This window comes from Kitasatospora albolonga (assembly GCF_039535905.1).
GTDB classification, from domain to species: Bacteria; Actinomycetota; Actinomycetes; order Streptomycetales; family Streptomycetaceae; genus Kitasatospora; species Kitasatospora albolonga.
In genome coordinates, this window is record NZ_BAAAYB010000014.1 from 14,946 (window position 1) to 35,593 (window position 20,648).

The 20,648-nt window shown below is 73.3% G+C and carries 20 protein-coding genes; 8 read left to right on the forward strand and 12 right to left on the reverse strand.

Annotation, left to right across the window (positions count from 1 at the left end; all coding sequences use genetic code 11):
* Window positions 1-75 precede the first annotated feature (75 nt).
* Together ABD946_RS04135 and ABD946_RS04140 are read left to right on the forward strand one after the other, a co-directional pair.
* A complete protein-coding gene (locus ABD946_RS04135; RefSeq protein ID WP_345280153.1) occupies window positions 76-975 on the forward strand; it encodes an acyl-CoA thioesterase in 900 nt (299 codons plus the stop codon).
* 105 nt (window positions 976-1,080) lie between these two features.
* Window positions 1,081-1,698, forward strand: a complete 618-nt coding sequence (locus ABD946_RS04140) for a TetR/AcrR family transcriptional regulator (protein ID WP_345280155.1) — start codon at window positions 1,081-1,083, stop codon at window positions 1,696-1,698.
* Here ABD946_RS04140 and ABD946_RS04145 read toward each other — a convergent pair.
* Window positions 1,683-2,987, reverse strand: coding sequence for a sulfite oxidase (locus ABD946_RS04145; RefSeq protein WP_345280157.1), 1,305 nt, complete (start codon window positions 2,985-2,987; stop codon window positions 1,683-1,685). The genes ABD946_RS04140 and ABD946_RS04145 overlap by 16 nt on opposite strands.
* A 186-nt stretch (window positions 2,988-3,173) precedes the next feature.
* Between ABD946_RS04145 and ABD946_RS04150 the strand changes: the two genes are divergently transcribed.
* Both ABD946_RS04150 and ABD946_RS04155 read left to right on the forward strand, forming a co-directional pair.
* Window positions 3,174-4,832 (forward strand): BCCT family transporter, encoded by a 1,659-nt coding sequence (locus tag ABD946_RS04150; protein WP_345280159.1) that lies wholly within the window; start codon window positions 3,174-3,176, stop codon window positions 4,830-4,832.
* Between the two features lie 146 nt (window positions 4,833-4,978).
* Window positions 4,979-5,164, forward strand: coding sequence for a hypothetical protein (locus ABD946_RS04155; RefSeq protein ID WP_345280160.1), 186 nt, complete (start codon window positions 4,979-4,981; stop codon window positions 5,162-5,164).
* A 192-nt stretch (window positions 5,165-5,356) separates the two neighbouring features.
* On the opposite strand, the gene ABD946_RS04160 is transcribed toward ABD946_RS04155, so the two are convergent.
* Window positions 5,357-6,766, reverse strand: coding sequence for a DUF2398 family protein (locus tag ABD946_RS04160; protein ID WP_345280305.1), 1,410 nt, complete (start codon window positions 6,764-6,766; stop codon window positions 5,357-5,359).
* Between the two features lie 118 nt (window positions 6,767-6,884).
* Here ABD946_RS04160 and ABD946_RS04165 point away from each other — a divergent pair, with 118 nt between their 5' ends.
* Entirely contained in the window at window positions 6,885-7,745 is an 861-nt protein-coding gene (locus tag ABD946_RS04165) for a sterol desaturase family protein (protein WP_345280162.1), read from the forward strand.
* Window positions 7,742-8,437 carry a lysoplasmalogenase gene (locus ABD946_RS04170; RefSeq protein ID WP_345280164.1) on the forward strand — a complete coding sequence of 232 codons (696 nt, stop codon included), beginning with the start codon at window positions 7,742-7,744 and terminating at the stop codon, window positions 8,435-8,437. Before ABD946_RS04165 ends, ABD946_RS04170 begins: the two co-directional genes overlap by 4 nt.
* A 39-nt stretch (window positions 8,438-8,476) precedes the next feature.
* On the opposite strand, the gene ABD946_RS04175 is transcribed toward ABD946_RS04170, so the two are convergent.
* The 4 genes from ABD946_RS04175 to ggt form a co-directional block, all read right to left on the reverse strand.
* Window positions 8,477-8,779: a hypothetical protein gene (locus ABD946_RS04175; RefSeq protein ID WP_345280166.1), complete on the reverse strand. Its 303-nt coding sequence runs from the start codon at window positions 8,777-8,779 to the stop codon at window positions 8,477-8,479.
* Window positions 8,780-8,879: 100 nt separating this feature from the next.
* Complete coding sequence (locus ABD946_RS04180) at window positions 8,880-9,458, reverse strand: hypothetical protein (RefSeq protein WP_345280168.1); 579 nt, start codon at window positions 9,456-9,458, stop codon at window positions 8,880-8,882.
* 141 nt (window positions 9,459-9,599) lie between these two features.
* Window positions 9,600-10,403 carry an exodeoxyribonuclease III gene (locus tag ABD946_RS04185; protein WP_345280170.1) on the reverse strand — a complete coding sequence of 268 codons (804 nt, stop codon included), beginning with the start codon at window positions 10,401-10,403 and terminating at the stop codon, window positions 9,600-9,602.
* A 197-nt stretch (window positions 10,404-10,600) separates the two neighbouring features.
* A complete protein-coding gene (gene ggt, locus ABD946_RS04190) occupies window positions 10,601-12,385 on the reverse strand; it encodes a gamma-glutamyltransferase (RefSeq protein WP_345280172.1) in 1,785 nt (594 codons plus the stop codon).
* Between the two features lie 209 nt (window positions 12,386-12,594).
* Here ggt and ABD946_RS04195 point away from each other — a divergent pair, with 209 nt between their 5' ends.
* The gene (locus ABD946_RS04195) at window positions 12,595-12,870 is read left to right on the forward strand and encodes a DUF2087 domain-containing protein (protein WP_345280174.1); all 276 of its coding nucleotides are present in this window, start codon (window positions 12,595-12,597) and stop codon (window positions 12,868-12,870) included.
* A 74-nt stretch (window positions 12,871-12,944) separates the two neighbouring features.
* Here the strand turns inward: ABD946_RS04195 and ABD946_RS04200 are convergent, their stop codons facing one another.
* Genes ABD946_RS04200 through ABD946_RS04220 form a run of 5 tightly spaced genes read right to left on the reverse strand, consistent with a single transcriptional unit; the run spans window position 12,945 to window position 17,555 of the window.
* Entirely contained in the window at window positions 12,945-13,571 is a 627-nt protein-coding gene (locus tag ABD946_RS04200) for a GDSL-type esterase/lipase family protein (RefSeq protein ID WP_345280176.1), read from the reverse strand.
* Window positions 13,572-13,628: 57 nt separating this feature from the next.
* Window positions 13,629-14,726, reverse strand: a complete 1,098-nt coding sequence (locus tag ABD946_RS04205) for an ROK family glucokinase (RefSeq protein ID WP_345280178.1) — start codon at window positions 14,724-14,726, stop codon at window positions 13,629-13,631.
* Between the two features lie 8 nt (window positions 14,727-14,734).
* Entirely contained in the window at window positions 14,735-15,526 is a 792-nt protein-coding gene (locus tag ABD946_RS04210; protein WP_345280180.1) for an ATP-binding cassette domain-containing protein, read from the reverse strand.
* Complete coding sequence (locus tag ABD946_RS04215; RefSeq protein WP_345280182.1) at window positions 15,523-16,545, reverse strand: ABC transporter permease; 1,023 nt, start codon at window positions 16,543-16,545, stop codon at window positions 15,523-15,525. The genes ABD946_RS04210 and ABD946_RS04215 overlap by 4 nt, the downstream gene beginning before the upstream one ends.
* Window positions 16,542-17,555, reverse strand: coding sequence for a substrate-binding domain-containing protein (locus ABD946_RS04220; protein ID WP_446685262.1), 1,014 nt, complete (start codon window positions 17,553-17,555; stop codon window positions 16,542-16,544). Before ABD946_RS04220 ends, ABD946_RS04215 begins: the two co-directional genes overlap by 4 nt.
* Before the next feature lie 260 nt (window positions 17,556-17,815).
* Between ABD946_RS04220 and ABD946_RS04225 the strand changes: the two genes are divergently transcribed.
* Window positions 17,816-18,928: an alpha/beta hydrolase gene (locus tag ABD946_RS04225; protein ID WP_345280184.1), complete on the forward strand. Its 1,113-nt coding sequence runs from the start codon at window positions 17,816-17,818 to the stop codon at window positions 18,926-18,928.
* A gap of 73 nt (window positions 18,929-19,001) precedes the next feature.
* Here the strand turns inward: ABD946_RS04225 and ABD946_RS04230 are convergent, their stop codons facing one another.
* On the reverse strand, window positions 19,002-20,594 hold the full coding sequence (locus tag ABD946_RS04230) for a PucR family transcriptional regulator (RefSeq protein ID WP_345280186.1): 1,593 nt from the start codon (window positions 20,592-20,594) through the stop codon (window positions 19,002-19,004).
* Between the last annotated feature and the right edge of the window lie 54 nt (window positions 20,595-20,648).

Below are 20,648 nucleotides of genomic sequence, written 5' to 3' on the forward strand. Positions count from 1 at the left end.
AGGAGTAAAGGAACGGTCAGTCAAGAACGAACATTCCTGAAACCTGTTCCACCTCTGATGTCGTACGCTGTGCGCGTGACGGAAGCCTCCAGAGCCACCAGCGCAGCGGACACCGCCGAGCGGTTCGTCGAACTGCTCCGGATCGACCGGCTGGACGAGAACCTGTTCCGAGGTCGTTGCCACGCCGGGGCGCCGATGCGTGCCTTCGGCGGGCAGGTGGCCGCCCAGGCGCTGACCGCCGCCGGGCGGACCATCGGCGGCGGGCGGCACGTGCACTCGCTGCACTCCTACTTCCTGCGCCCCGGCGATCCCCGCCATCCCATCGACTACGAGGTGGACCCGGTCCGGGACGGCTTCTCCTACGCCACCCGCCGGGTGACCGCGGTCCAGCACGGCGAGGCGATCTTCACCCTCTCCGCCTCCTTCAAGACCCCCGAGGACGAGCCCGACCGGCACTCCGCCGCGCCCGCGGTGCCCGCCCCGGAGGACCTGCCCGACCCCTTCCCTGCCTGGGCCGCCGCGGCCCCCGAGGACTACGAGCGGGCCGCCGTCTTCCGCACCCTGGAGCTGCGCTTCGTCCCGGCCGACTCCCCCGGGCTGCCCGGCCAACTCCCCGGCACCCCGCAGCAGTTCGTCTGGCTGCGGACCGGCGGCCGGCTGCCCGACGGGGATCCGCTGCTCCAGGTCTGCGCGCTCACCTACCTCTCCGACCTGACGCTGGCCTCCACCGCCGCGATCGACCTCCAGGCGCACCGCTTCCAGCGCGCGGAGCCGTCCCGGATCGTGCTCGCCTCGCTGGACCACGCGATGTGGTTCCACCGCCCGTTCCGGGCCGACGAGTGGCTGCTGTTCGCCCAGCGCAGCCCCTCCGCCTCGGACGGCCGGGGCCTGGCGCACGGCGAGTTCTACGACCGCGCCGGGCGGCTGGTCGCCTCCGCCGTCCAGGAGACCCTGATCCGGCGGCGGGCGGTCTGACGCCCCGTCCGCCCCGCCTCCGGCGGGGCCCGACCTGACGCAGCCCGGCACTTGGCCGTTCAGGTGACGTTCGCTCGGCGGACCCCGGCCCGTATCATGGTGCGGGTGACCAAGGTTGACCTGTCACCAAGGCCGGTGGAGGCGATGTCGCCCCGTCAGCTCGAACGCCGCAAGAGCCTGATCGAGGCCGCCCTGACGCTGGTGAACGAGACCGGCGTGGAACGGCTCCAGATGAAACAGGTCTGCGAACGCTCCGGAGTCGCGCTCGGGACGGCCTACCGGTACTTCTCCTCCAAGGACCACCTGCTGGCCGCCGCCATCGCGGACTGGCACCGGCTGCTGCTGGACGACCTGGTCGCCGAGCAGCGCGGCTCACGGCGGGGGGTGGCCGAGACCGACCGGGTGGTGCGCTTCGTCCGCAACGGCATGCGGGCCTACCAGCGCCAGCCCCAACTGGCCCGGCTCCGGGTGGCGGTGGCCGCGTCCACCGACCCGTTCGCCTCCGAGACCCTGCAGTCGCTGGCCCGGGCCGACGGCGCCGCGCTGGACGCCGTCAGCCCCAGCCTGCCGCCCGCCGCCGGGGAGCTGGTCCGCCACATCGTCGGCCACTCCTGGCAGGGCGAGCTGACCTCCTGGGTGACCGGGCGGACCACGCTCGACGACGCCCGGCGCCGCCTGGAGGGCGTGGTCCGCCTGGTGCTGGCCCCCTACGAGGCGGCCTGACCCGCCGTCGGCCGAGTGACCGTCACCGGGTGGGCCACCACCGCGTCGAAGAGGTAGCCCTCGCGGTTGTGCACCGCGGTAACCGGCTGGGTGTTCCCCCGCCGGTCGGTGGCGCGGGCGCGCAGCTGGTACGCGCCCGGCTGCCCGGGCCGCCAGTCGTACGACCAGCGCACCCAGCCGTCCTTGCGCGGGTGGTCCAGCAGGTGCGCCCGCCGCCAGACGGCACCGCCGTCGGTGGAGACCTCCACCTCCCGCACCGGCGCGGAGCCGGACCAGGAACGGCCGGTCAGCCGGTGGGTGCGGCCCGCCTCCAGGACGGCGGCCCAGGGCAGCTCGAAGGCGCTCTTCACCACCTGCGCGGTGATCGGGGCGCTGCCGCCCTCTGGGTAGGCCTCGCCGAACAGGCGGTAGAAGTCGGTGTTCCACGGCGAATACAGCGGCTCGTCCGCCACCTCGACGGTGCCCAGCCACTTGATCGAGGCGATCCCGATCCAGCCCGGCACCACCAGACGCACCGGCGCCCCGTGGTCGGGGGTGAGCGGCTCGCCGTTCATCTCGTACGCCACCAGCACGTCGTCCAGCGCCTTGGCCAGCGGCAGCGGCCGGCGGACCCGTCCGAGCGAGACGCCACCGGTGACGTACTCCGGGTCCAGCCCGGAGGGCAGCACGTCCACCGCTTCCCGGCGCAGCCCGGCCCGGTGCAGCAGCTCGGCCAGCCGGACGCCGCGCCAGCTCGCCGAGCCGACGCCGCCCAGGGTCCACTGGGTGCCGGGCACCGTACGGCCCTGCTGCGAGAGGAAGAAGCTGCGGCCGTTGCCCGCGCACTCCACCAGGGCGGTGATCCGGGTGGACGGCAGCCGCTTCAGCTGCGCGAGGTCGAACTCCACGTCGCCGCGCCGCAGTCCACTGCCCGTCAGCTTCAGCCGCCAGGCGGCCGGGTCGATCAGCGGGGTGCTGGTGTGGTTGCGGACGAAGAACCGCTCGGTCGGCGTGTGGAACCCGCTGCCGGCCACCGAGTCCCAGCGCATCTCGGCGTTGGTGCCGCGCGGCACGAACCACTCGGGTGGCAGCGGCTTCACGATCCCCGGCACCGGCGAGGCGGCGCTCGCCGCATCCGGCACCGGCGAGGCGGCGCTCGCCGCGCCCGCCCCCACCGCGGTCAGCACCGGCCCCGCGACTCCGGCCGCCGCCAGCATCCGCAGCAGCGTCCGCCGGTCCACCCCCTCCGCCCGGGCCTCCCCCGCCAGCCACTGCTCGCGCCGCATCCGGTCGTAGGCGTACTCGTCCATCCGTCCGTCCCCTCCCTCGGTGGCGCCCGCCACCCCGGCAGCGCCGTCCGGCGGACGATCCTAGGTGTGCGGATGACGTGGCGTCAGGGAAACCGAGGAGCTGACCGGCGCGTCCTCACCGGCTCGCGTGTCAAAGCCGCAGATAGTACGAGATGTACGTATTGTCCGACCGCTGGAGCCCCCCTGATGAGCACCCGACCCGACGAACAACCGGGGGCCACCCTCCCGACCGACAAGGTGGTGTTCGGCGTCAGCGCCGTCGCCGTACTGGCGGTGGTCGCCTGGGGCGTGTTCGCGGCGGACTCGCTCGGCCGGGCTTCCAAGACCGGGTTGGACTGGGTGCTGCACAACTTCGGCTGGCTGTTCGTGGTCGCCGCCGACGTCTTCCTGGTGCTCACGGTGCTGCTGGCGTTCAGCCGCTTCGGCCGGATCCGGCTGGGGCGGGACGACGAGGAGCCCGAGTTCTCCACCCTGGCCTGGGTCGCCATGATGTTCAGTGCCGGCATGGGCATCGGCCTGATGTTCTACGGCGTGGGCGAGCCGCTCCAGCTCTACGCCGCCCCGCAGCCGGGCTCCGGGATCGAGCCGCAGAGCGCGGCCGCCGCCCAGTCCGCGCTGGAGTTCTCGCTCTTCCACTGGACCCTGCACCCCTGGGCGATCTACGCCGTCGGCGGCCTGGCCCTCGCTTACACGACCTTCCGCAAGAACCGGGGCAACCGGATCTCCGCCGCCTTCGTCCCGCTGATCGGCCGTCAGGGCGCCGACGGCTGGATGGGCAAGGCCATCGACCTGCTCGCGGTCTTCGCCACCGTCTTCGGCTCCGCCACCAGCCTCGGCCTCGGCGCCCTCCAGGTCGCCGACGGGCTCGGCTACATCACCGACGTGAAGTCCACCGAGAACGTCCAGCTGGTCATCATCGGCTCGCTGACCGCCGCCTTCGTGCTCTCCGCCTTCTCCGGCGTGCACAAGGGCGTCAAGTGGCTCTCCACCGCCAACGTGGTGCTGGCCTCGCTGATCATGCTCTTCGTCTTCGTCTTCGGCCCCTCGGTCTACCTGCTGGACGCCATCCCCTCCACCGTCGGCGGCTACCTCTCCGACCTGACCACCATGGCCACCCAGACCGGCGCCTTCACCGACGAGGCCTGGCTGGGCTCCTGGACCATCTTCTACTGGGCCTGGTGGCTCTCCTGGGCGCCCTTCGTCGGCACCTTCATCGCCCGCATCTCCCGGGGCCGGACGATCCGTCAGTTCCTGCTCGGCGTGCTGCTGGTGCCCAGCGGCGCTACCGTCATCTGGTTCTGCGTGATGGGCGGCACCGCGATCCGGCTCGACTCCACCGGCGCGGCCGACCTGGTCGGCACCATCTCCCAGGGCGCCGAGGCCTCGATGTTCGAGACCCTGCGCTCGCTCCCGCTCGGCGGGGTCACCAGCGTGATCGCGGTGCTGCTGGTGATGACCTTCTTCATCACCAGCGCCGACTCCGCCTCCCTGGTCCTCGGCTCGCTCTCCAGCCGGGGCTCGCTCCACCCGCGCACCTGGCTGGTGGTGGTCTGGGGCGTCCTGATGGGCGGGGTGGCCGCCGCCCTGCTGCTGGCCGGCGGGCTCAGCGCCCTGCAGAACGCCACCATCCTGGTCGCCCTGCCCTTCGTGGTGGTGATGCTGCTGCTCTGCCTGGCCCTGGTGCGCGAGCTGCGCTCGGACCCGGCGGCCGGGCCCTCCCGCCTGCACGCCGCACACGGCCTGCGGGACGCCGTCCGGGTCGCCGTCGGCGACGCCCTGGCCGACCACGGCGTGGGGCGCCGCCGCAACGGCGCCTCCCCGCCCCCGCCTCCCCCTTCCGAGTGAACTGGGCCGAACGCGGCTGATGGTTCGTCAGCGTCGTTCCCCTCCGGTGGCATGCTGAACAGCCTCGATGACCCGTCGCCCAGCTCCCACCTGGGCTTCACCCCGGTGTCGTCACCGTTTAACACCGCCCTGGAATGCTCACTGTCATGAACGCTCAGCCCGTCCCGGCACCCGCGGCCCCGCCAGGCCCGCGCTTCCCCCTGCCCCGCCGCCACCGCCGCCTGATCGCCTGCGCGGCCGTCGCCGCCTCGATCGCCCTCGGCACCCTCGGCGTCGCGGCCACCGTCGAGACGGCCCGCCAGCAGGAGACCATAGCGACCGCCAGCCGCTGAGGGCTCCGCCCGGTACCGCCCGGAGGGCGGTCAGGGGCGCGAGGAACTGCGCGCTGCGGCAGGCGACGACCCGTGTGCCGGGTACGGAGAACCACTTGCAGGTGAACGTCCGCACCCGGCACTCGGGTCGGCTTCTTCCGATTCGCGCAGTTCCTCGCGCCCCTGACCGCCCTCCGGGCGGGCGCCGCGGCGTCAGCCCGCGTAGGAGCGGGAGTGGCGGCCCGGGGTCTCGGGGAGGGGTTCGAGGGCCGGGGCGTAGCGGGCGGCGGGGGCGCGGAGGAGCCAGGCGCGGCCGGCCGGGGCGATCAGGTGCATCCGGTGCAGGAGGTCGAGGGCGTCGCGGCGGAAGGCCGTGAGGTCGGCGAGGTAGGCGCGGCGCCAGCCGTTGCGCAGGCCGTGCTCGTCGGTGATGTCGCCGAGGGCGCCGTCTATCAGGGCGTCGGGGACCAGGACGGCGGGCGGGGCGGACTCCTCGGGGAGGGGGCGCAGCTCCTCCACCAGGCGGCAGGCGAGCAGCAGGGCGGCCTGGGCGAGGGTGCCGTTTCCGGGCAGGGCCAGGTCGGTGAGTTCGTCGGCCGGGTCGAGCAGGGCGATGCCCTCGGCCCGGTGCTCGGCGGTCAGGCCGAGGAAGTCGGCGAACAGGGCCGTCTCCGAGGCCCGGTGGGCGAGCAGCCAGCGGCGCTGGTCCGGCGTCAGTTCGTCGAGCAGCACCACCGGGGTCTCGGCCAGGCGCCGCCGTACCGCGACCGGGTCCGGTACGGGGGAGTCCGGCGGGCCCGGGCTGAGCAGTGCTCCGGCCAGCTCCCGGTCCGCGAGGCCTCCCGTCAGCACCCGCCAGTCGGCCAGCTGCTGACGGACCGCCGGTTCGGTGAGGTCGGGCGCGGCGCCGTCGGCCACCGCCGCCAGGGCGCGGACCAGGGCCGCGTACGCCTGCGGCGTCCAGGGGCCGTGCTCGGTCGGTTCGAGGGCGCGGCCCGGCAGCGGAGCCTTGTGCAGGCGGGCGTAGCCGGCGCCGACGGTGAGGGGGTAGCCGAGCAGGGTGGCGAAGCGTTCCACCAGCCAGTCGGCGTGACGGTGGATCAGCGGCAGGCCCTCGCCGTGCGGGCCGCCCGCGGTGACCAGCGGGTGGGCGGCCAGCAGCCGGGCGGCGGTGCGGCGTTCGACCGCGACCTGCTCGGGGCTGCCGGGCACCGGCTTGCGGTGGCGGCCGCGGCGGCCGGTGACGGCCAGGGCGTCCCGGCCGGGGGCGACCCGGCTGCGGCGGCCGCCCTCGCGGCCGCGCAGGGTGGTGGGTTGATGGACCGTCGGGCCGTGCCACCAGCTGCAGCCCTCGTCGTCGGCCTCGTCCTCGGGCAGCACGCCGCCCAGGTGACGGGCCCCGTAGAGGCCGAAGGCGGCGGTGAAGAGCGCATCGGCCTCGGACGGCCCGGCGCCGGCCAGCAGCTCCGCGAGCCGCCCGGCAGCGGAGTGGCCGGCGCCCGGGAGACCGGTGGGCGGGCCCGCGGCGGGGTGGCCGACGGCAGCGCCGGACGGCACGACGGCGGTGAGCTGCCCCGCCCCCGCCCCGCGCCCGCTCGTCGCCCCGCCCTCGTACCGCTCCATGTCGCCCACCAGACTAGACGGTGCACGTCCCCCGCGTGGCTGCCACCCGCACCCCGTTACTTACGCATGGGTAACTACCTCTTCCGCAGGCCACCCGCCGTCACCTATCGTCCTGGGCATGCCGAACCTGCCCAACGTCGTGCTGTGGTCGATACCCGCCTTCGTGCTGCTCACCGTCCTGGAAGTGGTCTCCTACCGCTTCCATCCCGACGAGGAGGAGCAGGGCTACACCGTCAAGGACACCGCGACCAGCCTGAGCATGGGGCTGGGGAGCCTGGTCTTCGACGCGCTCTGGAAGATCCCGATCGTGGCGATCTACGCCGCGCTCTACGAGCTGACGCCCCTTCGGGTGCCGGTGCTCTGGTGGACCGTGCCGCTGATGCTGCTGGCCCAGGACTTCTTCTACTACTGGTCCCACCGCGGCCACCACGTGATCCGGATCCTCTGGGCCTGCCACGTGGTGCACCACTCCAGCAAGCACTACAACCTCTCCACCGCGCTGCGCCAGCCCTGGACCTCGGCCACAACCTGGGTGTTCTACGTCCCGATGATCCTGGCCGGGGTGCACCCCGCCGCGCTGGCCTTCTGCTCCTCGGCCAACCTGGTCTACCAGTTCTGGATCCACACCGAGCGGATCGGCAAGCTGCCCCGCCCCGTCGAGTACGTCTTCAACACGCCGTCCCACCACCGGGTGCACCACGCCTCCCAGGGCGGCTACCTGGACCGCAACTTCGGCGGCATCCTGATCCTGTTCGACCGCTGGTTCGGCTCCTTCGCCCCCGAGACCACCAAGCCGGTCTACGGGCTGACCAAGAACCTGAGCACCCACAACCCGCTGCGGGTGGCCACCCACGAGTACGCCTCGATCGCCCGTGACGTGGCCGCCGCGACCAACTGGCGCGACCGGGTGCGCCACCTCACCAAGGGCCCGGGCTGGCAGCCCGGCCCGACCGACCGCCCGGAGGGCACCGCCGCATGACCGTCTCCACCCGCCTGCGCACCGCCCGCGGCCTGCTCACCGCCTTCGCCGCCACCTCGGTCACCCACCTCGGCGCCATCGCCGCCGGGGCGAGCGTGCTGCAGAACGCCACCAAGCCCGCACTGGTGCCGCTGCTGGCCGGCTACGTGGCGGCCCGCGCCGAGCGGGCGCCCAAGCTGCTGCTGCCCGCACTGGCCTTCTCCACCGGCGGGGACGTGCTGCTCCAGTTCGACCAGCAGGCCGCCTTCCTGGCCGGCATGGGCTCCTTCGCGGCGGCGCACGTCTGCTACGTCACGATGTTCGTGAAGATGGGCGCCCTGGAGGACCGGCGGCGCATCGTGGTCCTGGCGCTGGCGTACGCCGCCGCCTGGGCGGTGATGATCAGTCAGCTCTGGCCCGGCCTCGGCGACCTCAAGATCCCGGTCGCGGTCTACAGCCTGCTGCTGGCCTCCACCGCCGTCACCTCGGCGGGCCTGGGCTGGCGGGCCGGGCTCGGCGGCGGGCTGTTCCTGCTCTCGGACACCCTGATCGCCACCGAACTGGCCGACTGGAAGGCCCTCCCCGGCCACGGCGTCTGGATCATGGCCACCTACGTGCTGGCCCAGTTCCTGCTCGCCGACGGCACCCTGCGGGCCACCACCGCCCCGGCCTCGGCCCCGCTCACCGCTCCCCTGGCGGCCACCGGCCGCTGACGGCCCGTCGGGTCCCGGCACGCTCCCGGACGGGAGTGGCTACCACCACCTGCGCTTGGCGCGCGGCGGCGGCCACTCCCCCGGGACGTACTCCGAGCAGCGGCAGTGGGTGTAGTTCCAGAACCCCACCCAGTCGCCGTTCTCGTACCGGTCGCCGCTGCCCTCCTCGTGGTCGCAGCCCCCGGTGTGGGCCGAGTGCCCGCAGTTCCGGCAGGGCGGGCGCGGCGCCTCGTACGGCGGCAGGTAGATCGGCGAACCGGTCCGCCAGACCAGCACGATCCCCACCACACAGGCCGTCAGGACGACGATCCCCACCAGACCGATGACGGTCTCCACTGCCATGCCCCACCCCCGTGACGGCCACTGACCACCTCCTACCCGGGGGCCGCCGGGCCGCATCCCGCCCTGGCGTCACCGTCCTGCAACAGCCGTCACCGCGATGTCACTCCGTCGTCCGCCGGCGCAGCAGCCAGAAGCCGCCGACCCCGGCGGCCACCAGTGCCCCGCCCGCCGCGAGCTGCCCCGGGCCGGTGGAGGCCGAGCCGCCGACGCCGGTGTGCACCGGGCCGGTCGGGAGCTTGCCGCCCTGGTCCTGCCCGCCGTGCCCGGCCAGCTTGACCTCGACCGCGCCGCTGAAGGTGTCGCCGTTCGGGCACTTGCCGTCGATGCCCCAGCCGGAGGCCTTCGCCCCCTTCACCAGGTTGCCCAGGTTGCTGCCGAGGTTGCCGAGCGCCTTGGAGGCGAACTCCTTCTCGGAGGCCAGCAGGGCCCTGCCGCTGTACTTGCCGTCCGGACCCACCGTCAGGGTGGCGCTGCCGGTGGAGAAGGCCTGCGAGTTGGCGGTGATGGTCTTCACCGAACTGGTCTCGCAGGTGACACTGACCGTCACGCTCTGCCCCGGCGCCGCCTCGGCGGGACTCACCCAGGCGGGCTCGACGCTCTTGGCGGTGGCGGCGGGAGCGGCCAGGACGAGCAGGGTGGTCGCGCCGATCAGCGCGGCGGCGGTACGCGGAGCGCGCATGCCGTTCCTCCGGTTCCGGGCGCAGCACACGGACTCCGTCGTCGCGTGAGGGGACAGCTACACCCTGTCACCTGCGACGCTAGGCAGCGCCGCCCCGGACGGCCACCGTTCGGGACCGTTCGGGGGGCGCACTCGTACCGCTCAGAGGTCCAGGTCGACCACGACCGGCGCGTGGTCCGAGGTGCCCTTGCCCTTGCGGGCCTCGCGGTCCACGTAGCTGTCGGTCACGGCGTCGGCGAAGGGCTTGTTGGCGTAGGTGAGGTCGATCCGGATGCCGAGGTTCTTCGGGAAGCCCAGTGCCCGGTAGTCCCAGAAGGTGTACGGGCGGTCGTACTTGAGGGCGCGCGGCATCACGTCGGCCAGCCCGGCCTCCCGGAGGGCGGCCAGCGCGGCGCGCTCCGGCTCGGTGACGTGCGTCTGGCCCGCGAAGACCGAGGGGTCGTAGAGGTCCTCGTCGGTGGGCGCCACGTTGAAGTCACCCATCACGGCGAACGGGCGGTCGCCGGCGGCGTCGTCGAGGACTGCCTGGCGCAGCGCCTCGAACCACTCCAGCTTGTAGGTGTAGTGCGGGTGGCCCACCTCGCGCCCGTTCGGCACGTAGACCGACCAGACCCGGAGCGGGCCGCAGGTGGCGGCGATCGCGCGGGGCTCGGTCTCCGGGATCATCGCGCCGTCGGCCAGGAAGCCGGGCTGGCCGGGGAGGTCGCGGACCACGTCCTCCAGACCGATCTTGGAGAGGATCGCCACGCCGTTCCACCGCCCGGTGCCGTAGGCGGCGGTCTCGTAGCCGAGCTCGCGGACGGCCTCGTACGGGAACGCGTCCGAGGCGCACTTGAGCTCCTGGAGGCAGAGCACGTCGGGGCTGCTGCCCTCCAGCCACTCCAGCAGCTTGGGCAGCCGGGCGGTGACGGAGTTGATGTTCCAGGTGGCGATGCGGACGGTCACGGCGGGCGGCCTTCCCGAGCAGGTGCGACGGACATGTACTCCTGCAACATACCGTCACCCCCTGACAGGGCGTGGCTACGCCTTTGGGGGCGCGAGGAACTGCGCGCAGGGGAACGGCAGCACGTGCAACTGACTGACGGTGCTTCAGTTGCAGGTGCGCCGCCTTCCGCATCGCGCAGTTCCTCGCGCCCCCGGGATTACCGACTGGGGTGAACGACGGCCGCGGAGCCGCCGCCCCTTCGGGTGGGCTCGGCCGCGGCGACCCAGCGGCCGTCGGGGAGCCGTTCGACGCCGGTCGCGGCGCCGATCTCCGGGGTGGGTGCGAAGACCTGGCCGAGGGCCTCCAGGCCGGCCTTCTCGGGCGAGGCGAGGAACGCGGGTTCGGCGACCGACGCGGCCGTGTTGCGCTGGCTGGCGCGCGGGGCGGCGATGGCCTGCTCCAGCGTCATGCCCCGGTCCAGGCGGCCGAGCAGGACCTGGAGGACGGTGGTGATGATGGTGGAGCCGCCGGGGCTGCCGACCGCGACGAAGGGCTTGCCGTCCTTGAGGACGATGGTCGGCGAGATGGAGGAGCGCGGCCGCTTGGCCGGGCCGGGCAGGTTGGGATCGGGGACGCCCGCGGTGGCCGGGGCGAAGGAGAAGTCGGTCAGCTCGTTGTTGAGCAGGAAGCCGCGGCCGGGGACGGTGAGGCCGCTGCCGCCGGTCTGCTCCAGGGTGAGGGTGTAGGAGACCACGTTGCCCCAGCGGTCGGCGACCGTCAGGTGGGTGGTGCTCGGGCCCTCGTAGGTCTCGGGGACGGCCGGGCCGGCGGTGGCGCAGGCCGCCGGGTGGTACGGGTCCCCCGGCGCGAGCGGGCTGGTGAGGGCGCGCTCCGGGTTCAGCAGGCAGGCCCGGGAGGCGGTGAACTCGTCGCTGAGGAGTTGACGGGTCGGCACCCGGAAGAAGGCCGGGTCGCCGACCCAGCGGCCGCGGTCGGCGAAGGCGATCCGGCTGGACTCCAGGTAGCGGTGCAGGTACTGGGTCGAGCTGACCTTCGACAGGTCGCCCTTGGCCTCCAGGATGCCGAGCGCCTCGCCGACGGTGGTGCCGCCGGAGGAGACCGGTGCCATGCCGTAGACGTCGTAGCCCCGGTACTCCTGGTGGGTGGGCTGACGCTGGATCACCCGGTAGTCGGCGAGGTCCTTGCGGTCCACCTTGCCGGGGCGGGCGTTCCAGCCGGAGGCCGGGTCGACCGGCGGGTGCTGGAGGGTGTTGACGATGTCGGTCGCCAACTGGCCCTTGTAGAGGGTCTCGACGCCCTTGCGGCCGATCTCGCGGTAGGTGGCGGCCAGCTCCGGGTTGCGGAAGGTCGAGCCGACCACCGGGAGCTCCCCGCCGGGCAGGAACAGCTTCGCGGTGTCCGGGAAGGCCCGGAAGCGGGTCAGGTTGAGCGCGGTCTGGTCCTGGAAGGTCTGGTCGACGGTGAAGCCCCGGTCGGCCAACTTGGCGGAGGGCTTCAGGAGTTCGCCCAGGCTCCGGCTGCCCCAACGGTCCAGCGCGGCGTCCCAGGTGGCCGGCACGCCGGGCACGCCGACGCTCAGGCCGCTGGTCACGGCGTCGGCGAAGGCCAGCGGCTTGCCGTTCTCCAGGAAGAGCGTCTCGTCGGCCGTCCGGCCGGTGACCTCGCGGCCGTCGATGGTGGAGACCCTGCCGCTGCGGGCGTCGTAGTAGACGAAGAACCCGCCGCCGCCGATGCCCGCCGAGTACGGCTCGGTGACGCCGAGCGCGGCCGCCGTCGCCACCGCCGCGTCCACCGCGTTCCCGCCGCGCTTCAGCACCTCCAGGCCGATCGCGGTGGCATCGGCGTCCACACTGGCCACCGCACCGCCCCAGCCCACCGCCTCCGGCACCTTGGGCGGCACACCGGCCTGCGCCTGCGCGGGGGCGGCCGCGCAGATCAGCGCGCCGGTCAGCGCGAGCGGGACGATCCGGATCAGACGCATGGGCCCCTCCAGGACATTGCTGGCTCGTCAACTCCCTTGCGCTTCATGTTCTTTCACATCCGCCATGCCCACCACAATGGCACTTCTGAGTGACTACCAGCCGGTAACCCCGTTCCCGCGAGGCTGGGTCGCAGCCACCCTCCGCCGGGGGTCAGCCGTCGCGGAAAACCGCTTGTCCGTCCGCTCCTCCCGGCGGCAGGCTGCCGGACATGTCCGAGAACACCACCAGTTCCTCCGTCGCCGCGCTCTTCGCCGCCGACGGCCGCCTCGTCTCCATCCCGCGCAAGGCGGCACGCCGCGAGCAGCTGCTCGACCACCTGGCCGGGACGCTGTTCGAGCCCGGGACCGCCTACACCGAGAAGCAGGTCAACGAGGCGTTGTCGACCGTGCACGAGGACTTCCCGGCGCTACGCCGCTACCTGGTCGAGAGCAGCCGCCTGACCCGCACCCGGGACGGCAGCAGCTACCGGCGCACAGCGGCCTGACCCCCGATGACCCGTGCCGTGGCGGCGTGCGCCGAACAGCTGGCCGAGTGGCCGGCCGACCCGGAGGACGCCGCCTACTGGCGGTCGCTCACTGCCTGAGGGGTGGTCAGCCAGAGCAGGAAGCCGCCGTCGAGGACCACCTGAGCGGCACGGGTGTAGCCGCCGGTACCCGGGTGGGCGCCGTCGCCGGCGAGGGCTTCGGCGTTCCAGGCGAGGTCGGTGGCCAGGGCGGCCGTGAGGGGGATGAAGGGGACGCCGCGGGAGGCGCAGACCTCGGCCTGGGCGTCGGCCAGGTCGAGCAGGCGGCCGAGGTGCTCGTCGCCGTACAGCGCGATCGGCGGGGGGCCGACGACCAGGACGGCGATCGAGCGCTCGGCGGCCTCGGTGAGCAGGGCGGTGAGGTTCGCCAGAGTGCGGGCCGGGGCGACCCGCGGGGCGCCGTCCTCGAGGACGGTGTCGTTGCTGCCGAAGGAGACGACCAGGCGGTGGTCGGAGCCGGAGGCCGAGCGGGGGGAGAACTCCGTCCAGACCCGGGCCAGGACGTCGTCCGAGGTGTCGCGGCGGATGCCCAGGTTGAAGGCAGTGACGTCCGGGCCGGCGGCCGCGAGGACGCGGCCGACCCAGCCCTGGTACGCGGGGTCGCCGATGCCCTGGACGAAGGAGTCGCCGATGAAGCAGACGCGCAGCTGCTGATCACTCATCAGGACAGCCTAGGGAGCGGGGACCGCACGGGAGTTCGGTGTCCAGCGGACGGACGCTCAGCCGGCCGCCCGCTCGACCCGGTGGCGCTTGATGGTGCGGAAGCGGCGCGCCACCTGCCGGGCCAGGTCGGCGGCGCCGACCAGTCCGGCGTCGTTGCCCAGCGCCGCGTGCACGATCTGCGCCTCCGGCCGGAACCCGCGCCCGGTCAGGGTCCGCTTGAAGGCCTGCCGGGCCGGCGCGAGGAGCAGCTCGCCCGACTCCGAGACGCCGCCGCCGATGACGAAGCGCCCCGGGTCCAGCGCCGCCGCGAGGTTGGCGATGCCGACGCCCAGCCAGGTGCCGACCTCGTACAGCAGCTCGGTGGCGACCGGGTCGCCGCCGCGCGCGGCCTCGGTGATCAGCGGGCCGGTCAGTCCGTCGGCCGTGCCGCCCGCCAGGGCGAGCAGCGGCTGGACCACCGGGGACTCCTCGGCCACCAGCTCCTTCGCGTCGCGGACCAGGGCGTTGCCGGAGGAGTACTGCTCCCAGCAGCCGCGGTTGCCGCAGGGGCAGCGGTGCCCGCCCGGGACCACCTGCATGTGGCCGAACTCGCCCGCCAGGCCGTACTTGCCGCGGTCGACGTAGCCGTCGCGGACCACCGCCCCGCCGATGCCGGTGCCCAGGGTGAGCATCACCATGTGCTCCTCGCCGCGCCCGGCCCCGAAGCGCCACTCCGCCCAGGCGGCGGCGTTGGCGTCGTTCTCGACGATCACCGGGAAGCGCAGCCGGGCGCTGAGCGCGTCCCGCAGCGGTTCGTCGCGCCAGTTGAGGTGGGGGGCGAAGAGCACCCGGGAGCGGTCGGAGTCGACCCAGCCGGCCGCGCCGACGCCCACCGCGTGGACGTCGTGACGGTCCGCCAGCTGGAGCACCAGCTCGACGATCACGTCCTCGACCACCTTGGGGCTCTTGCTCTTGTCGGGGGTGTCGGTGCGGATCCGCTCCAGCACCTTGCCCTCACCGTCGACGACCCCCGCGACCACCTTCGTCCCGCCGATGTCCACGCCCACCGTGGGCAGCCGCAGCACGCTGGCCGGCAGCGCCCGGCGGCGGCGCTCCGCGCGCGGGCCGATGCCGAGCAGGGTGGGCAGGACGGGCGGACGTTGGGGGCTGCTCACGGGGCGGGTCACTCCTCGGGGTCGGAACCGGTGGCACGGCCTGGGTCGCGGCCGAGCTCGTGGCTGAGCTCGGCCAGTTCGGAGCCGCCCGCCATCTCGGTGGTGAGCTGCTCCAGGGTGATCCCGGCGCGCGGGTGGCTGCCCGCCATCCTCCCTCGTTTGAGGAGGGTGAAGTGGTCGCCCACCAGATGCGCGTGGTGCGGGTTGTGGGTGATCAGCACCACGCCGAGCCCCTCGTCCCGGGCCGCCGCCACGTACTTGAGCACCACGCCCGACTGCTTGACCCCGAGCGCGGCGGTCGGCTCGTCCAGCACCAGCGCCCGCGCCCCGAAGTGCACGGCCCGGGCGATGGCCACGCACTGGCGCTGCCCGCCCGAGAGGGTGCCGATCGGGCGGTCCACGTCGGGCAGGTCGATGCCCATCCGGGCCAGCGCCTCCCGGGTGACCTCCCGCATCCGGGGGACGTCCAGGCGCAGCCGGGTGCCGAGTTCGGCGCCGAGGAAGAAGTTCCGCCAGACCGGCATCAGCGGGACGACGGCCAGGTCCTGGTAGACGGTGGCGATGCCGAGCTCCATCGCCTCCTTGGGCGAGGAGAGCCGCACCTCCTGACCGTCGATCAGGTACCGCCCCTCGTCGTGCCGGTGGAGCCCGGCGATCACCTTGATGAGGGTGGACTTGCCCGCGCCGTTGTCCCCGAGGACGCAGTGCACCTGGCCCGCCGCCACCGTCAGCGAGATGCCCTCCAGGGCCCGTACGCTGCCGTAGCTCTTGCCGACGCCGTCGAGTTCCAGCAGGCTCACCGGCCGCCACGCTCCGCCCGTCGCTTGACCCAGGAGTTGAGCAGCGCGGCCAGCAGCAGCATCGCGCCGAGGAAGAACTTGAACCAGTCCGGGTTCCACTGGGCGTAGACGATGCCCTTGCTGACCATGCCGAAGATCAGCGCACCGAGCGCGCCGCCCAGCACCGAGCCGTAGCCGCCGGTGATCAGGCAGCCGCCGATCACCGCCGCGACGATGTAGATCAGCTCGTTGCCGACGCCCTCGCCGGACTGCACGGTGTCGAAGGAGAACAGCAGGTGCTGCCCGAGCACCCAGGCGCAGAAGCCGACCCCCAGGTAGAGCGCGGTCTTCACCGCGGCCACCGGGACGCCGACCGCCCGGGCGGCCGCCGCGTCGCCGCCGACCGCGAAGACCCAGTTCCCGTACCGGGTGCGCAGCAGCACCCAGGAGCCGGCCGCGACCAGGCCGAGCCACCACCAGACGGTGGCCTTCAGCGACATCCCGCCCACCGTCAGCTCGGAGGCGAACAGCCAGCGGCAGGAGGCGAAGCCCTCCATGTCGGCGATCGGCTTGGTGGTGACGGTGCCGGAGACCAGCTTGGTGACGCCGAGGTTGGCGCCGGTCAGCATCAGGAAGGTGCCGAGGGTGACGATGAAGCTGGGCAGGCCGGTACGGGCCAGCAGCCAGCCGTTGGCCCAGCCGACCGCGAGCGCCACCGCCAGCGAGACCAGCACCCCGACCCAGGTCACCGCGGTCAGCTGGTAGCTGACCATCGAGGAGGTGAGCGCGGCGGTGGTGACCAGCACGCCGGCCGAGAGGTCGAACTCGCCGCCGATCATCAGCAGCGAGACCGGCACCGCCATGATGCCGATGGTGGAGGCCGCGTAGAGCACGGTGCCGATCGAGGCGGGCCGCAGGAAGCCGTCCGCGACCACGGCGAAGACCACCAGCACCGCGAGCGCGGCCAGGGCCGCGCCGAGCTCGGGGCGGGCCCGGCGCCGGCGTTCGGGCGGGCCGGCGGTGAGCAGCTCGCGGCTCACCGGGTGCCCCGGGCGACGTAGGTGGCGAGGGCGGCCGCGTTCTCCCTGGTGAGGATCTGAGGGCCGGTCAGCACCGGTCCGCCGCCGCCCAGCACGTCCAGGTTGTAGCGGTAGAGCCAGAGCAGGTCGACGCCCTCGTAGCCCTGGAGGTAGGGCTGCTGGTCGACCGCGAAGCCGACGGTGCCGTTCTTCAGGCCGTCCACCACCTGGGTGCCGAGGTCGAAGGTGTCCAGCTCCACGCCCGGCCGGGTGTCGGCGACGGCCTGCAGGGCGGTGGCGGCGAGCGGGGCGCTGAGGGTGAGCACGGTGTCGACCGCGCCGTCGGCCTGGAGCTTGGCGGAGACCGCGGCCTTGGCGTCGGGCAGGCTGGTGCCGGTGACGTAGAGGGTCTGGAACGGGCCGCCGAAGCCCTCCTTCGCGCCGCCGCAGCGCTGCTCCTGCCCGACGTTGCCCTGCTCGTGGATCACGCAGAGCACCGACTTGCGCCCCCGCTTCGCCAGTTCGGCCCCTGCGGCCCGGCCCGCCGTGGTCTCGTCCTGGCCGACGTGGGTGAGCGCACCGAACCGGGCGGAGAACTCCTGGCCGGAGTTGATGCTGATCACCGGGATGCCGGCCGCCTTCGCCTTCCCGAGCACCTCGGCCATCGCCTCGCCCTTGGCGAGCGAGACCAGCAGGCCGTCCACCCGCTGGTCGATCGCGGCCTGGACCAGCTGCACCTGGTTCTGGGTCTGGGCGTCGTTGGTGTAGCGGAAGTCGATGTTGTCCTTGGCGGCGGCCTGCTCGGCGCCCTTGCGGACGCCGTCCCAGAACGCGTCGCCCGCCCCCGCGTGGGTGACCATCGCCACCTTCCAGCGCGGGGTGTTCACCGCGCCGCCCGCCGTGGCGGCCGCGGAGCGGGCCTGCTCCGCCCGTCTCCCCCCGGTGCTGCTGCACCCCACCGCCGCCGTCAGGAGCAGGGCCAGGAACGGGGCCAGGACCAGAGCCGCGGTGCGGCGAGGGCGGTATGACACTCCGACAGTCTCCAGGAAGCGGCCGCCGCCGCACGGCAACTCGCTGGGAACGGGCCGGACCCGTTCGACGCGTACGCCCAAGCGGGTGGCACACTGGTCCGGGCCGTTCAGACGGTTCTCATGGAGACTGTGACGTTCCTCTCAGCTTTCACTCAGCTTCGGGGGCAACTGACCATCCGTTCGAAAACGTCTGATCCCATCGAAGCGTCCGGGGGCGATCAGGGTCTCCGTGACGGTTGGCGACCGGACAAGAGAACTCGATGCAACTGACAGGCACCCCCTTCCTCATCGTCACGATCATCCTCGTGCCGATCTCCATCGCGGTCGCGATGCTGTACTGGGGCAAGGTCCGCGGGCCTAGAGCGGCCAGGGCGCTCACCCGGCTGGTGATGCTGCTGTTCTGCCAGGTGACGGCCGTGCTGACGGTCTTCGTCATGGTCAACAACGCCAACCTCATCTACGGCAGCTGGGACGACCTGCTCGGCACCGGGGACCACGTCCGCGCCGTGCCGCACGTCACGCCCGACGACCCGAAGGCCTCGCACTCGGCCGAGCCCAAGGTGATCCAGCAGTTCAAGAAGGTGGACGACCCCAAGGTGCCGGGCGACGTGCAGCGCACCGAGCTCAAGGGCCGGGCCTCCGGGGTCGACGGCGAGGTGCTGGTCTGGCTGCCGCCGCAGTACGACAAGCCGGAGTACAAGGACAAGAAGTTCCCCGTGGTCGAGCTGCTCCCGGGCTGGCCCGGCTCCTCCTCCACCTGGTACGGCACCCTCAAGGTCTCCGAGCAGCTCAAGCCGCTGATGGAGAACGGCACCGTGGCGCCGTTCATCCTGGTCTCCCCGCGCACCCTGCTGCTGGGCAACACCGCCGACACCGGCTGCGCCGACGTGCCGGGCAAGGTCAACGCCGCCACCTGGCTGGCCCGGGACGTCCCGCAGATGGTGCTCGACAACTTCCGCGCCGACCCGTCCTCCGACCGCTGGGCCGTCGCCGGGTACTCGGCCGGCGCCCACTGCGCCGCCAAGCTCGCCCTGGAGCACCCCAACCGCTACCGGGCCGGGATAAGCCTCTCCGGGTACAACGACCCGGCCAAGGAGCCCGCCTCGCTCACCGCGAAGGACCCGGCCCTGCGCGAGAAGTCCAACCCGCTGAACATCATCAAGAACGCCGCCCAGCCCCCCAAGGTCGCCCTCTACGTCAGCGGCAACAAGGGCGACGGCTTCGAGGACGCCCTGGCCCTGAAGGCCGCCGCGAAGGGCGCCACCACCGTCCAGCCGGTCGAGACCAGCGGTGCCCACTCCAGCGACGTCTGGAAGCCCATGGTCCCCGACGTCTTCAAGTGGCTCACCACGGTGATCCCGGCCAACGGCTGACGCACCGTCGGACCCGAAGGGCCCGCCCTCCCCCTCCGGGGACGGCGGGCCCTTCGGCGTGTCGCGGCCTCGCTCAGGCCAGTTCGAGGGCCAGGTAGAAGTCGACCCGGTCCTCCAGGCGGGAGAGGTCACGGCCCGTCAGTTCCTCGATGCGGCCGATCCGGTAGCGCAGGGTGTTGACGTGGACGTGGAGCTGGGCGGCGCAGCGGGTCCAGGAGCCGTCGGAGCGCAGGAAGGCCTCCAGGGTGCGGACCAGGTCGGCCTGGTGCTCGATGTCGTAGGCGATGACCTTGTCGAGCAGGCGGCTGCGGAAGGCACGGCGGACCTCGTCGGGGACGGCGGCCAGCAGCAGGACGTGGGAGGCGAGCTCCTCGGGGCCGGCCACGCAGACCCGGCCGACCCGGGCGGCGGCGATCCGGCGGGCGTGCCGGGCCTCCTCCAGGGCGCCGCGCAGGCCGCCCGCCTCGGAGGCGGGGGCGGAGACGCCGAGGGTGATCCGGCCCTCGGAGCCGAGGCCGGCCTCCAGCGGGGCGAGCAGTTCGCGCAGCGCGTCGGCGGGCACGGGGGTGGCGGGGGCGGGCAGCACGACCACCGCACCGGATCCGGCGCCGGCCACCAGGGCTCCGTCGGTGGCGTCGGTGAGAGCTTCCTCCAGGATTGACCGGCAGGCCCCGTCCGGCAGCCCCGTCCCTTCCGCGCTCAGCACCAACCAGGACCCCTCGGTCACCAGGGGCCCCACCGAATCGCCCTCGTACCGGGCGGCCATCGCCGCCGAGGCGTAGAGCGTACGGCTGATCTCGCCCGGGTCGGCGTCCCGCTGAAGCAGCGTCAGCACCTCGTCGGCGAGCCGCCGCCGCAGCCGCCGGCCCTCGTCGCGGCGGACCCGCTCGACCGCGACCAGACGGGCCAGGTTCTCGGCCAGCTGCTGGCGCTTGACGGTCCATTCGGTGACGTCGCCGGCCACCACCAGCACCCAGTCGGCCAGCGAGACGTCCGCCTCGGAGCTGGCCGGGGCGGGCAGCAGCGAGTACGAGCCGCCGGCCAGCCGGGCCCGGTGCGGGGGGCGGCGGCGCTGGCGCTGGGCGGCCAGGTTGGCCCGGACCAGCTGGTCCCGCTCCTCGGCGGTGAGCCGGTCGGCGGGGCCGGCCACCACCCGGCCGGTGGGGGCGAGCACCCAGCAGTCCAGGTCGAGGTCGCCGCCGAGCAGGTCGAGCACGGCGTCCAGCCCTCCGCCGCCGGCGGCGGAGACCAGCAGGCGGTGCCGGTCCACCAGGGCGGCCAGGTCGGCGGCCCGGTCGGCCGAGACCTGACGGCCGATGAACTCGGTGACGGTGCCGAAGGCGATGTCGTCGGGCACCGCCAGCAGCGGCATCCGGTGCCGGCGACACGCCGCGACCAGGTCCTCGGGGACCGGCCCGACCTCGGCCTCGCCGGCCGCCAGGGCGACCGCGCCGCCGGCCACGATGGTGCGCACGAAGCGCTCGGAGTCGTCCGGGCCGGTGCGCCAGAGCATGCCGGTGAGCACCAGCTCGCCGCCGTGCAGGTACCTGCCCGGATCCTGGAGGTCGGTGGTCATGACACCGCTGACCTGCCGGTCGAGCTCGTCCTCGGCGGCGAGCAGCCGCAGCCTCGGGGCCCCGGGGGCGAGCAGGTCTCGGACGCGCATCCGGCGACTCCTTCGTCTGTGCTTGGTCGTGCCGCTGGGCACTGGGGGGACAGT

Bases quoted from the DNA above. Each gene is read 5' to 3' on its own strand.
- ABD946_RS04145 (WP_345280157.1), bottom strand. From the start codon at position 2,987: ATGGACGAGTACGCCTACGACCGGATGCGGCGCGAGCAGTGGCTGGCG.
- ABD946_RS04150 (WP_345280159.1), top strand. From the start codon at position 3,174: ATGAGCACCCGACCCGACGAACAACCGGGGGCCACCCTCCCGACCGAC.
- ABD946_RS04155 (WP_345280160.1), top strand. From the start codon at position 4,979: ATGAACGCTCAGCCCGTCCCGGCACCCGCGGCCCCGCCAGGCCCGCGC.
- ABD946_RS04160 (WP_345280305.1), bottom strand. From the start codon at position 6,766: ATGGAGCGGTACGAGGGCGGGGCGACGAGCGGGCGCGGGGCGGGGGCG.
- ABD946_RS04165 (WP_345280162.1), top strand. From the start codon at position 6,885: ATGCCGAACCTGCCCAACGTCGTGCTGTGGTCGATACCCGCCTTCGTG.
- ABD946_RS04170 (WP_345280164.1), top strand. From the start codon at position 7,742: ATGACCGTCTCCACCCGCCTGCGCACCGCCCGCGGCCTGCTCACCGCC.
- ABD946_RS04175 (WP_345280166.1), bottom strand. From the start codon at position 8,779: ATGGCAGTGGAGACCGTCATCGGTCTGGTGGGGATCGTCGTCCTGACG.
- ABD946_RS04180 (WP_345280168.1), bottom strand. From the start codon at position 9,458: ATGCGCGCTCCGCGTACCGCCGCCGCGCTGATCGGCGCGACCACCCTG.
- ggt (WP_345280172.1), bottom strand. From the start codon at position 12,385: ATGCGTCTGATCCGGATCGTCCCGCTCGCGCTGACCGGCGCGCTGATC.
- ABD946_RS04195 (WP_345280174.1), top strand. From the start codon at position 12,595: ATGTCCGAGAACACCACCAGTTCCTCCGTCGCCGCGCTCTTCGCCGCC.
- ABD946_RS04200 (WP_345280176.1), bottom strand. From the start codon at position 13,571: ATGAGTGATCAGCAGCTGCGCGTCTGCTTCATCGGCGACTCCTTCGTC.
- ABD946_RS04225 (WP_345280184.1), top strand. From the start codon at position 17,816: ATGCAACTGACAGGCACCCCCTTCCTCATCGTCACGATCATCCTCGTG.
- ABD946_RS04230 (WP_345280186.1), bottom strand. From the start codon at position 20,594: ATGCGCGTCCGAGACCTGCTCGCCCCCGGGGCCCCGAGGCTGCGGCTG.